This is a genomic window from Nitrospirillum pindoramense, assembly GCF_007827955.1.
Lineage (GTDB): Bacteria > Pseudomonadota > Alphaproteobacteria > Azospirillales > Azospirillaceae > Nitrospirillum > Nitrospirillum amazonense_B.
Map to the genome: position 1 here is coordinate 184,076 of NZ_VITR01000003.1, position 12,591 is coordinate 196,666.

General features: G+C 63.4%; 8 protein-coding genes. 4 read left to right on the forward strand and 4 right to left on the reverse strand.

Annotated elements, in window-relative coordinates:
- Nucleotides 1–26: 26 nt before the first annotated feature.
- The 3 genes from FBZ90_RS05860 to FBZ90_RS05870 all read right to left on the reverse strand — a co-directional run bounded on the left by FBZ90_RS05860 (nt 27) and on the right by FBZ90_RS05870 (nt 4,449).
- Entirely contained in the window at nt 27–2,360 is a 2,334-nt protein-coding gene (locus FBZ90_RS05860) for an LPS-assembly protein LptD (RefSeq protein WP_246130173.1), read from the reverse strand.
- Between the two features lie 227 nt (nt 2,361–2,587).
- Entirely contained in the window at nt 2,588–2,830 is a 243-nt protein-coding gene (locus FBZ90_RS05865) for an Lrp/AsnC ligand binding domain-containing protein (RefSeq protein ID WP_145730096.1), read from the reverse strand.
- A 32-nt stretch (nt 2,831–2,862) separates the two neighbouring features.
- A complete protein-coding gene (locus FBZ90_RS05870; protein ID WP_145730097.1) occupies nt 2,863–4,449 on the reverse strand; it encodes a DEAD/DEAH box helicase in 1,587 nt (528 codons plus the stop codon).
- A 544-nt stretch (nt 4,450–4,993) separates the two neighbouring features.
- On the opposite strand from FBZ90_RS05870, the gene FBZ90_RS27775 reads away from it, so the two are divergent.
- From FBZ90_RS27775 to FBZ90_RS05880, 3 genes are all read left to right on the forward strand, one after another.
- A complete protein-coding gene (locus FBZ90_RS27775; protein ID WP_186455631.1) occupies nt 4,994–5,143 on the forward strand; it encodes a hypothetical protein in 150 nt (49 codons plus the stop codon).
- Between the two features lie 470 nt (nt 5,144–5,613).
- Entirely contained in the window at nt 5,614–5,916 is a 303-nt protein-coding gene (locus FBZ90_RS05875) for a hypothetical protein (protein ID WP_186455632.1), read from the forward strand.
- A 276-nt stretch (nt 5,917–6,192) separates the two neighbouring features.
- Nucleotides 6,193–9,756: a beta strand repeat-containing protein gene (locus FBZ90_RS05880; RefSeq protein ID WP_145730098.1), complete on the forward strand. Its 3,564-nt coding sequence runs from the start codon at nt 6,193–6,195 to the stop codon at nt 9,754–9,756.
- A 125-nt stretch (nt 9,757–9,881) separates the two neighbouring features.
- Here FBZ90_RS05880 and parE read toward each other — a convergent pair whose 3' ends face one another.
- A complete protein-coding gene (parE, locus tag FBZ90_RS05885; RefSeq protein WP_145730099.1) occupies nt 9,882–11,870 on the reverse strand; it encodes a DNA topoisomerase IV subunit B in 1,989 nt (662 codons plus the stop codon).
- 146 nt (nt 11,871–12,016) lie between these two features.
- Between parE and FBZ90_RS05890 the strand changes: the two genes are divergently transcribed.
- Complete coding sequence (locus FBZ90_RS05890) at nt 12,017–12,412, forward strand: acyl-CoA thioesterase (RefSeq protein ID WP_145730100.1); 396 nt, start codon at nt 12,017–12,019, stop codon at nt 12,410–12,412.
- Nucleotides 12,413–12,591: the final 179 nt, after the last annotated feature.

Here is a 12,591-nt window from a genome sequence, read left to right on the forward strand (position 1 = left end):
GCCCGATGCCCGCCGACGCCGATGCGTCAGTGTGCGGTGCCGGTGAAGGCCGGGCTGACGAACATGCCGAGCTTGTTGAAGATCATGCGGAAGTAGATGCGGTTACCCGACGCGATGCCGATGCGCTGGGAATAGTCGCGCTCCATGATCAGCGAGAAGGTGTAGCAGTCGTCCTGATAGGTTGTGGTCAGGCTGGTGGACACGGGCCCGCCGCCCTCGGCCAGGTTGTACCGGGTGGACAGTGCCACCGTGTAGTATTTCAGGAAGGACGAGCTGACGCCGCCGCTGACTTCCTGAAGGTTGGTGGTGGTGTCGGCGACCGTGCCGTTCTGCAGTTCCAGCTTGTTGATGTAGAGATAGCTGCCGGAGACGCGGAAGATGGACGGGCCGAACGACCCGGTGAAGTCGTGCATGCGCTGGGCGCCGGTGGTCGGATCCAGACGGAAGCCATAGCTCACGTCCATCCAGGGGCTGGGGGTCAGCTCCAGGCGACCGACATAGTCCGACTGACGGCTGTACAGGCCGGAATTGACCGCGAAATCGGTGTTGTGCTGCAGACGGTAACTCTGGCCGAAGAACAGGGTGCTGCTGCCGCCGCCATTGCCGTACACGCCGGCCCGGATGCCGTAGGTGACGCGCTGGCCGCCATCCAGGAGGTCGACGCCGGGGTAGCGGCTGAGGCGGAACAGGTTGGTGGAATCGAACTCGATATCCTCGCTGTCCTCGTTCGGCAGGTCGCGGCTGTTGTGATAGTTGGGCGCGGCGGTGAAGGCCACGATGGGCTCGATCATTTCCGACACCGTGCCATCATCGCGCACGAAGGGCAGGCGGGTCATGATCTGGCCCTGGGGGAAGATGCGGAAGCGGTTGAAGCTTTCGCGGTCCCCGGTGACGCTGTTCTCCTGGTTGGCGATGGAATAGCCGTCGGTACGCACCAGGGCGTTCACCGTCGTCACCATGCCCAGGCTGTTGGTGTAGTCGCCCTGCCAGCCGGCCACCTGCGAGGCCCGGCGGGACCGGGTGCCCTGCTCCCGCCACAGGTCCAGGATCTGGGCGTCATAGGACCAGCGGCCGCCCAGCGTCTCACCCGGCTCGCCCATGGCGCTGTAGGTGATCAGCGGCAGGGCCACCGGCTCTTCCAGCGTGTTGGCCGGGCGCAGGTCCTGGAAGCCGTAAATGCCGGCGTTGAAATAGTCGCGACCGGCGAAGCGCTCGGTGTACAGGCGGCTGGTCAGCAGCTGTTCGGAACTGTAGCTGTAGCGCAGCAGGAAGTTGTCATCCGTGACGCGGTTGAGGTCGAAGCCCCAACGCCAGGCGTCATCGATGTCAAAGCGCCCGATGCCCTGAACCCAACCGCGCAGCTCCTTGGGGCTGATGGTGCCGGTGCTCGAGCTTTGGGTGTTTTCGGCGTAGGTCGCGGCGCCCTGCACCTCGAAATAGCCGTTGGTGAAGCGTTCCCGGTACTTGCCGCCGATCAGCAGGCCGTCATTGGCGCTGGGCGTCAGGTCGAACAGCAGGTCCTTGTCCGGCGAGATGTCGTAATAATACTTAACCCGCGCGAACATGCCCAGGTTGCTGCTGTAGCCGATGGTGGGCGTCAGGAAGCCGCTGCGCCGGTCCACCGAGGGATCGGGCATGGAGAAGGCGGGCAGGTAGGTGATGGGAACGCCCGCCACCTCGATGGTGGCGTCGCGGAAGTAGATGTCGTGCGACGTGCTGTCGTGCGTCACCTGCTTGGCCCGGATCTGCCACGTGGGTGGCTGCGTCGGATCGTCCTCGCACAGCTTGCACGGGCTGTAGGTGCCGCGGGTGACGCGGGTGTAGCGGCCGTCGATGCGCTCCGCCTGATATCCGGCCAGGCGGCTGTTGTCCTGCAGCAGCATGCGGGACTGGTCGACGAAAGCCTGTTTCTGGTCCTCCGTCAGCTCCGCGTAATCACCGAACATGACCTCGCCGTCCGGCTGGATCATGACCACGTGGCCGCTGGCGGTGATGACGTTCGTCCGCTCGCTGTAGCTGATGGTGTCGGCCAGGACGACGTGGCCGCCCTGCGACAGCTGGACGTTGCCGGTGGCCGTGGTGATGCCCAGCTCGTTGTCGGTGTCGACCTGGTCAGCCTCCAGCAGGACGGGGGGCTGGTCCTTCTTGGGGGGCTGTGTGGCCGCCTGTGCCCCAGGGGGCGTGGTGGCAGAGGGCGTGGTGCCAGAGGGCGTGGTGGCTGGGGGCGTGGTCGCTGCCGGCTGTTGTTGCGCCAGCGCCGTGGTCGACATCAGGCCGACCATCAGGGCGCCCATCACGGCGGCGCGCTTGCCTTGGGGCCGGGTGGTCAGCGGGGAGGCGATCAGGGGGCATGCGTTCAACGGGACACACTCCTCAACGGGTCGCCCAGGGTTTCGTCCAGGGGCCCGCCGATGGGGCTGCCGCCGTTCCAGGCCATTTGGCCGATGTCCTTGCTCCGCTTCATGGATCACCTTCTTGCCCATGCCGTGGGCCAAGTCAACACGGCTGGCCCGTTCCACGGGCGCATCTTCCGATATCGTCGGCGTCGGCCGCACGATCCCGGTCCGCCAGCGAGCCGGCGGAAGTCTTAGGTGAAGGCCTTGAAGGTGATGATGGTGAAGGTGTCCTTGACGCCTGGCAGGGTTTGCAGGCGCTGGGTGACGAAATGGCCGATGTCGGCCCCATCCGCCAGATAGCACTTCATCATCAGGTCATATTGACCGGATATGGAGTACACCTCGGACACCTCTTCCAGGCACTCCACCGCCGAATCGGCCACGTCATAGGCCTTGCCCAGCTCGCACTTGATCTGCACGAAGATGGTCTGCATGGGATGCTTTCAAGCCTCCGGCGTTTCGGCCGTCACGCCTCGGGCGTGTCGGCGTCCTCGAAAGTTTCCGGCGTGGCGGCGCGGGGCGCAGGGCGGGCGACGCGCAGCATGAAGGCTGGCACGTCGTCGCCGAACCCGACCACGCTCGGACCGTCATCCTCGTCACGCCAGCGGCGGCGCGGCTCACCCCGATCATCCTGGCGGGGCGGGCGGGTCTCAGCCCGCGCGACGTCCCGTGGGGCATCGGCGCGGCTGTCCCGGTTCCGGCCGCGGTCGCGGTCACGGCCGCTCCGCTCGGGACGCTCCGCGCGCTCGGGGCGGCGGGCTTCCGCCACTTCCTCGACCTGCGGGGCCGCTTCGACGGCGGCCTGACTCTCGCGCGGGGCGTCCGAACCGCCACGGCGGCGGGGGCCCTTGGCGTCGCCGCGCGGGCTGGCGCCTCGCGCGGGACGGCGGCGACGGCCGCCCTCGCTCTCACCTTCCGACATGTCCGGGGTTTCCAGGCCGTCGATCATGATGCGCGGGATTTCCCGGCCGATCAGCTTCTCGATGGCGTCCAGGGTGCGGCCGTCGTCCGGCGTGGCCAGCATGAAGGCGCGGCCGGTTTTGCCGGCGCGGCCGGTGCGGCCGATGCGGTGGACATAGTCGTCGGCGTGGTGGGGCACGTCGAAATTGAACACGTGGCTGACGCCGGCGATGTCGATGCCGCGGGCGGCCACGTCGCTGCAGCACAGCAGGGCGATCTCACCCTGGCGGAACTGCTCCAGCGTCTCGGTGCGCTTGGATTGCACCATGTCGCCGTGCAGCGCGCCGGCGTTGAAGCCGTGCTTGGTCAGCGACTGGTGCAGGATGGCGACATCACGCTTGCGGTTGCAGAAGATGAAGGCGTTCTTCACGTCCTCCGTCCGCAGCAGGTGGCGCAGGGCCTCGCGCTTGTCCTCGCCCCGCACCATGGCCACCGCCTGGGTGACGGTGGCGGCGGGGGAGGCCGGCGGGGCCACCGTGATCTCACGCGGGTTCATCAGGAAGGCGTCGGCCAGGCGGCGGATCTCCGGCGGCATGGTGGCCGAGAAGAACAGCGTCTGGCGCATCTTGGGCAGCAGGCCCACGATCCGCTCGATATCCGGGATGAAGCCCATGTCCAGCATGCGGTCGGCTTCGTCGATCACCAGGATCTTGATGTCCGACAGCAGGATGTTGCCGCGATCGAACAGGTCCATCATGCGGCCGGGGGTGGCGATCAGGACGTCGACGCCGCGCTCCAGCTTCTTGATCTGGTCGCCGAAGGACTCGCCACCGATCAGCAGCGCCATGTTCAGCTTGTGGTACTTGCCGTAGACTTCGAAGTTCTCGGCCACCTGCGCCGCCAGCTCGCGCGTCGGCTCCAGGATCAGCGAGCGGGGCATGCGGGCGCGGGCGCGGCCGGACGCCAGGATGTCGATCATCGGCAGGGTGAACGACGCCGTCTTGCCGGTGCCGGTCTGGGCGCAGCCCAGCACGTCGCGGCCCTGCAGCACCCAGGGGATCGCCTTTTCCTGAATCGGGGTCGGCTGGCTATAGCCCGCGTCTTCAACCGCGCGAAGGACTTCCGGGCCTAGCCCAATTTCCGAGAAAAGCATGCGACCTTATATCTGTATGGTGTGCGTCATTTAGGGGATGGGTTTGGCAGGATTGCCAACCCTCCTAAGGACAAAGCGCCAGGTTGACGGGGCCGCCATTCCCACGCCCAAACCCGTCTCAACGTAACTGGAGGCGGCCTCCAAGACCAGTAAAGACGGCCCGGCGCTGCCCACACTGGAGCCATGCGCGACTTGGCGGAAGGTCACGACATGGTCAAGGGTCGCGCGTTCGATATCAATTTCAGCCCGCAAGGGCAAGGATTTCCTTTGAAGTCAACTGCCGCGTCTCCTTCTTCCCTAGTGCCTGGGGTGTGGCACCCCGAGTCGTCGGCGCATCCCTCCGCCTCATGCGGAGGGCGCGGCATCACGGTGCGGGTCTGGAAAGGGGCGCGATTGTCCCGCCGGGCCTTGTTTTCGCCGTCCACACCCCCATCATCTGGATAGATGACACGACATTGTCACCTGGCCGGTTGCATAACGCGCGAAAACTGGTCTAGGCTTCCCTTGTTGGCTCAACCGCCTTTCGCATTGAAGGATGACACCCATGGTCACCATCGGCATCGCTGCTTTCCTCGGCCTCAGCCTGCTCGCCGCGCTGTCCATCGCCGCCGTGAAGCCGGCCGAAGCCAGCAGCCATCACGGCCACGGCGGCCATGGCCATGACGACCACGGCCACGGCGGTCACGGCCACTGAGCCGTCCATCCGGTGATTTTCTGAGTTAGGGGCGACGCTGGGCCAGAACTCTGGTCGTGTTCAGGTTGCTCATTCGAAAAAGGCCGCGGCGACGCGGCCTTTTTTATTGCCATCACCGCCAGCAACAGCGCCGAAACCATCAATGCCACCGGGGACGTGATCCAGGTGCATGGCAGGGGCGACACCGTGACCTTGAGCGGAACGGGGAACCAGGGCCAAGACAGGGAATACCCGAGGTGTCGCTAAGCCGGCTGCCTGCAAGCGATAAGTTACAAATCCGCCGAAAAATACTCGCAAAAATCATTTGCCGTACTGCGATATTCCTATTTAGATGGCCTCCGCCGTTGGGGGTAATCATAACCTTTGCTGCCAGCGTCGCTTGGGCGTGAGCCGCTGGCGGTGGTGTGCAAGTGACGACGTCTCCAGCGATGAACTGACGCCTGGTTCATGGAGCAGGAGCACAGTCGCCCATGTCTGCAGCCGGTGCCCTCACCCTTCCCCTGTCCAGTGTGGAGGTCATGCGCCGGGTCGCGGCGTTGCATGACCAAGGCGAATACGCTAAGGCGGAGGTGTTGATCAGCGGCGCCCTGGGTAAGGAGGTATGGGTGCTGCTGGGCGATGTCGCCCATTGGCTGTGGCTGCTCGATCGCACCGACTGCCCCTGGTACCCGACCATGCGCCTGTTCCGTCCCCGCGCCGAAGGCGACTGGGACCACGTTTTCGACCGCGCCTCGAATGATCTGACGCTCAGGACGCGGATTTTGGAGCTATGAACGATGGGTTCAGTAGCTCTCAGTATAACAATGTGGTGGGAAATGACAACAATATCCGCGAATGGGGCCACGACATCTATTAGTTCTGATCCAAATATAATTGTTACCGGTCAATCGGATACTATAAATGGAGATGGTAATGCAATTACATTTAATAATTCATCTTCCGCAGCGTTGTTAACGGTAAATGGGAATAGTAATAATATTTATTTGACAAAGCCGAGTGCAACATCAAGCCAAACACTGCATGTCGGCGGTATTCACAATACAGTTCAGATGAACACGACCTTGGTAGCGTCGATATACGTCGATGGTTTGGCGTCGGACGTTTCGTTTGCCGGAACAAATATTTCTGGTGCTCACATATATGCAAATAATGGCGGATCCACTCTATATTTGAATAATCCAAATTTAATTGTGGCCGCCACGTCGGATACCATATTTGCCTATGGAGCTAGCGAGACCATTAGCGGGACTGGAAATTCTATCGCAATTTCCAGCAATGCTGCTGTTACTTTAACGAGCGGTTCCAACAATACACTTACGGCCTCTGGTAGTCAGGGAACACTGATCGCGGCCGCTGGCACCGCCGTACTCGTTGGCAATGGACTAGGCAACAAACTTACGGATCAGGGCTCACACGGCACAGCCCGCTATTTCGCAGATAACATGTCCATCTCCTTGGGCGCTACCAGCAGCGCAAAAGCACTGGGGGCAACGGGTGCCGATTCACTAGTTGGGATCACCACGCTGCAGGTATGGGGGAGCAACGACACAGTAAGTATAAGTGGAAGCGGCTATTCGGTTTCAATGGCAAACGGTGCTCAACATGCTAACATCTCCATAAACACAAATGCCATCAACAATGCCGTTGAGACGTTAACAACAACCAATAGCACCATATCCCTTACCGGAACCGGTACGGGGCAAACGCTTTTTCTCAGTGGTACAGGCAGTACGCTGACCAGCAGTAAATCCATAGCCGTCACCATTGGTGATAACTACGTAAGTCAAACTCTCAACATAGATAACAGCACCATCCGGACAACTGGAACTGGTGACAGCGTCGTCGTTGGTGGCAAGAATGATATTGCCATTTCGTCGGGTAACAATAACACCCTGATCGCAACGGAAGGTACAGCCACTCTCAGAAGCGCGGGCGGCAGCACTACGATGGTGGGGACCGGCGCGGGCAGTACGCTCGCGGTAACGGGTGGAGTCGGTATTGCCAAGTATGACGCCGGCAGCATTGTCATTGATCTTTCAAGAGGCACGGCGAAGCTCGCGGGCAGTGGTGTGTCCGATACCCTTATTGGCATTCATTCTCTGATTACTTCGGGCAGCAACGACGTCGTTACGATTACTGCCGGCGATGCCGCGACAGTGATGGGTGACTACGCTGTCGCGACGGCGCTGGGCGCTGCGACGCTGGTGTCGACCGGCGGCGGTGACACCTTGATCGCTGGCAGTGGTGCGTCGACGTTGAAAGCCACAGGGGGGACGGCGACGCTGATCGGCAACGGTGGGGGCAGCACTCTACAGGCCGCGGGCGGAATGGCTTCGGCCTCCTACGCCTCGGGCAACATGGTCATTACGCTTGGGGGGGGCACTGGCACTGCCAAGGTTCAGGGCTCTTCCATTGGCGATACGCTGACGGGCATCAGTTCCTTGCTGATCAGTGGTGGGGATGACCTTCTATCGCTGACTGGCGTGAATCTGACTATCGCAGGGACGACAACGGGCCTGACGGAAGGGATAAGTGGCAGCGGCGACGTAATCAATGTCACACCTACGGGCGCCATGCTGAATATCTCCGGCACGGGTCACCGCGTCACGCAGAGTGGCGGCACGCTGGCCCTGGCGAACAGCGCTAGCGTCAGCCTGAGCGGTTCAGGAGAGACCATCACCGGTGGTACGGGCAACACACTGAACATTGGCGGTAACGGTCTCTACGGAGCGGTGAACAATGTCCACCTCTCTGGCGCCACGGTGGTTGAGGCGGACAATTCCCGCGCCGACATCTACGGCGATGGCAATCAGGTGACGGCCGGCAGCAACGTCAACACTGCCCTCAACGGCAATGATGACGTTCTAACGGTGACGGGCAGCGGCGGCGGTGTCTGGATAACCGGAACGGGCAGCAGCGCGACCGTCAGTGGAGAGACGGTTACCGTAACGACCGGCAGCAGCGCCACCATCTCCGGCACTGGCGACAACGTGACCGTCGTTGGCAGCGGCACGTCGTCCCTGATCATCGGCGGCACGGGTCACAGCATCACGCAGAGTGGCGGCACGCTGGCCCTGGCGAACAGCGCTAGCGTCAGCCTGAGCGGTTCAGGAGAGACCATCATCGGTGGTACGGGCAACACACTGAACATTGGCGGCAACGGTCTCTACGGAGCGGTGAACAATGTCCACCTCTCCGGCGCCACGGTGGTTGAGGCGGACAATTCTCGCGCCGACATCTATGGCGATGGCAATCAGGTGACGGCCGGCAGCAACGTCAACACCGCCCTCAACGGCAATGGTAACGTTCTAACGGTGACGGGCAGCGGTGGCGGTGTCTGGATAACCGGGACGGGCAGCAGTGCGACCGTCAGCGGGGAGACGGTTACCGTAACGACCGGCAGCAGCGCCACCATCACCGGCACTGGTGACAACGTGATCGTCGTCGGCAGTGGCACGTCGTCCCTGATCATCGGCGGCACGGGTCACAGCATCACGCAGAGTGGCGGCACGCTGGCCTTGGCCAACAGCGCCAGCGTCAGCCTGAGCGGTTCAGGAGAGACCATCACCGGTGGTACGGGCAACACACTGAACATTGGCGGCAACGGTCTCTACGGAGCGGTGAACAATGTCCACCTCTCCGGCGCCACGGTGGTTGAGGCGGACAATTCTCGCGCTGACATCTATGGCGATGGCAATCAGGTGACGGCCGGCAGCAACGTCAACACCGCCCTCAACGGCAATGGTAACGTTCTAACGGTGACGGGCAGCGGTGGCGGTGTCTGGATAACCGGGACGGGCAGCAGTGCGACCGTCAGCGGGGAGACGGTTACCGTAACGACCGGCAGCAGTGCCTTCGTCAACGGCAGCGGCAATAGCATCAATGTGCAGTCTGGTGGCACGCTGACGATCACCGGCGGGGGAAATTATAATACTGCAAACGCCGTCAGCCTTTCGAATGGCACACTGGGACTGACCCAAAACGCGAGAGCTGATCTGACGGGGTCCAACAATCAGGTGACGGTGGACAGCAACGACAACGTTGGCATATGGGGCGACAACAACGTTTTAACTGCCACTGGTTCGGGGGATGGATTCTGGATCGTTGGGACGAACAACACGGCCAACATCAGTAATGGGTCGGTTGTCACCAGCGATGCCCAGACCGTGATTAACGGGAATAATAACGCAGTCACGCTCTACTCTGGTGCTGGTGCCACAATCCATGGCACTAGCCAGCAGGTCGCTGCCAGAGGAAATGGCATCACACTCTCTATATCCACCAACGGCGTTGGCCCCAGCGGTGAGTTGGATTTGTTCGTCACTCACGACCAAGTCTGGCTACAGCAGTCGGGCAACGACCTGATTATTGATCAACTTGGCGTTGTCCAGGACGTCACGCTGAAGAATTGGTTCGCCAGCTCCAGCAACGAGGTCGCCACCATCAAGGCCAGCGACGGCTACATCCTGTCGCCGACCGACGTCACCAATCTGCTGGGCGCGATGACCACCTTCCAATCGTCGCACTCCGGCTACAACCCGCTGACGACGACGGCGACGAGCACTGGCAACAGCTACTACAGCGGCGCCGTGAGTGGTTCCTGGCACACTTGAGTGAGCCGTGGCGGCTTTCGGGGCCTGACTTGAAAGCCGCCGCGGTTTATCCTGCCGTGAAACGCGAAACGCCTGAACAGGTCCCCCCGTTCAGGCGTTTTCGTTTTCCGGTGCGGTGGGGCTGGTCACACGTCCAAATCCTGCGCGAACTTGGCGTTTTCCTGGATGAACTTGAAGCGCAGCTCCGGCTTGCGGCCCATCAGGCTTTCCACCAGGCTGGCGGTGCTTTCCGCGTCGTCCTTCTGATCGGGATCGCGGATGTCCGGCACCGTCACGCGCAGCAGGGTGCGGCGGGCCGGGTCCATGGTGGTTTCCTTCAACTGGCTGGGCTGCATCTCGCCCAGGCCCTTGAAGCGGCTGATCTCCACCTTCTGGTTGGCCTTGAACACGGTGGCCAGCAGCTCGTCCTTGTGGGCGTCGTCGCGGGCGTAGCGGACGTTGCTGCCCTGGGACAGGCGATACAGCGGGGGCAGGGCCAGGTAGAGGTTGCCGTTCTGGATCAGCGCCGGCATCTCGCGATAGAAGAAGGTCATCAGCAGCGAGGCGATGTGCGCGCCGTCGACGTCGGCGTCCGTCATGATGACGATGCGCTCATAGCGCAGCCGGTCGGGGGAGAAGTCCTTGCCGGCACCGCAGCCCAGGGCCTGCACCAGGTCGCTCAGTTCCTGGTTGCCCCGCAGCTTGTCCGTGCTGGCCGAGGCCACGTTCAGGATCTTGCCGCGCAGGGGCAGGATGGCCTGGGTTTCGCGGTTGCGCGCCTGCTTGGCGCTGCCGCCGGCGCTGTCGCCCTCGACGATGAAGATCTCGGTGCCTTCGGAGCTTTGGCGTGAGCAGTCGGCCAGCTTGCCCGGCAGGCGCAGGCGCCGGGTGGGCGTCTTGCGCGCCATATCCTTGGCGGCGCGGCGCCGCGCCCGCTCCTCCGCCTTTTCCACCAGGCGGTCCAACAGCACCTTGGCGGCGTCGGGGGCGGCCGACAGCCAATGGTCGAAATGGTCCTTGATGGCCGCCTCGGTCAGGCGGACAGCCTCCGCGCTCACCAGCTTTTCCTTGGTCTGGCCTTGGAACTGCGGGTCGCGGATGAAGACGGAGAGCAGGATGGTGGCGCCGTCCACCACGTCCTCGGCCGTCAGGGACGGGCCCTTGCGGTTGCCCACCAGCTCGCCATAGCCCTTCAGGCCGCGCGTCAACGCCTGGCGCAGGCCCTGCTCATGCGTGCCGCCCTGGGGGGTGGGGATGGTGTTGCAGTAGGTGTGGCTGAAGCCCTCGTCATCCTCGGGCCAGGCCACCGCCCATTCCACGCGGCCGGCCTGGTTGGGGAAGTCGGCTTGGCCGGCGAAGGCGGTGGGGGTGACGGTGCGCCGGTCCTTCAGGGCCGACATCAGATAGTCCAGCAGCCCGTTGGGGAAGTGCAGGGTTTCCGATGCCGGTACCGCGCTGTCGTCGCTCAGCAGTGACGGATCGCAGCTCCAGCGGATTTCCACGCCCCGGAACAGATAGGCCTTGGACCGCGCCATGCGGTACAGCCGTTCCGCCTTGAAGTGCGCGCCCTCGCCGAAGATCTGGGCGTCGGGATGGAAGCGCACCAGGGTGCCGCGCCGGTTGTTCACCGGGCCGGCGTTCACCAGCGGCGTCAGGGGCACGCCCCGGCTGTAGCTTTGGGTGTAGAGCGTGCGGTCGCGCGCGACCTCCACCGTCAGTTGGTCGGTCAGGGCCGTGACGACGGACAGGCCCACGCCGTGCAGGCCGCCCGAGGTGGCGTAGACCTTGCCGCTGAACTTGCCGCCGGAATGCAGGGTGGTGAGGATCACCTCCAGCGCCGACTTGCCGGGGTATTTCGGGTGATCGTCCACGGGGATGCCGCGGCCGTTGTCCCGGATGGAGACGGTGCCGTCGGCGGCCAATTCCAGGTCGATGCGGTTGGCGTGGCCGGCCACCGCTTCATCCATGGCATTGTCCAGCACCTCGGCCACCAGATGGTGGAGGGCGCGTTCGTCCGTGCCGCCGATGTACATGCCGGGACGGCGGCGGACAGGCTCCAGCCCCTCCAGGACCTCGATGTCCTGGGCGGAATAGCTGTCTTGCTTGCGGGCGGTGTTCTGGAAAAGGTCGCTCATACCCCATTATAGGAGTGGGCGTCGCCGCAGTTCAAGGACTGGGGCGGCGGGGCATCCCCGCCAACCACCACATTTTGTAAGAACGGACCCGCCAGCCTCCCACATCGGGGGTGGGCGGCCTGTATCGCTTTCAGGAGTACGGATCGATGAACGACCAGCCGCCCACCCCCGACTTTTCCACCGCGCCGGCGCTGCGCACGTTCGCCATGCCGGCGGACACCAACGCCAACGGCGACATCTTCGGCGGCTGGGTGCTGTCCCAAATGGACCTGGCGGGTGCCGCCAAGGCCATACGCCGGGCCCGGGGCCGGGTGGCGACGGTGGGCATCGAGGCCATGAAGTTCTATCGCCCGGTGGCGGTGGGCGACGAATTGAATTGCTATACCGAGATCCTGGCCGTGGGCCGCACCTCCATCCGTGTCCGCATCGACACCTGGGTGCGCCGCGGCGCCACCGGCGAGGCCGTCCAGGTGACCGAGGGCGTCTTCACCTATGTCGCGATCGGCGAAGACGGCCGCCCCCGCCCTGTCGAGGTGGAGTGAGCAGTGCCTTCGCCCGGCGTTTGAGGGCCCCCGAAACATAGGACGCGACGGCGTCCGCCGGAGATTTCCGGGTAGCGTGAGCGGACTGGAAATCGAGGATGAGCCAAGGCGGCGGATGCCTTCGCCCGGCGTTTGAGGGAACCCGAAGCGTAGGACGCGACGGCGTCCGCCGGAGATTT

Coding starts and splice junctions, on each gene's coding strand:
- FBZ90_RS05865 (WP_145730096.1), bottom strand. CDS start 2,830: ATGCAGACCATCTTCGTGCAGATCAAGTGCGAGCTGGGCAAGGCCTAT.
- FBZ90_RS05870 (WP_145730097.1), bottom strand. CDS start 4,449: ATGCTTTTCTCGGAAATTGGGCTAGGCCCGGAAGTCCTTCGCGCGGTT.
- FBZ90_RS27775 (WP_186455631.1), top strand. CDS start 4,994: ATGGTCACCATCGGCATCGCTGCTTTCCTCGGCCTCAGCCTGCTCGCC.
- FBZ90_RS05875 (WP_186455632.1), top strand. CDS start 5,614: ATGTCTGCAGCCGGTGCCCTCACCCTTCCCCTGTCCAGTGTGGAGGTC.
- FBZ90_RS05880 (WP_145730098.1), top strand. CDS start 6,193: ATGAACACGACCTTGGTAGCGTCGATATACGTCGATGGTTTGGCGTCG.
- parE (WP_145730099.1), bottom strand. CDS start 11,870: ATGAGCGACCTTTTCCAGAACACCGCCCGCAAGCAAGACAGCTATTCC.
- FBZ90_RS05890 (WP_145730100.1), top strand. CDS start 12,017: ATGAACGACCAGCCGCCCACCCCCGACTTTTCCACCGCGCCGGCGCTG.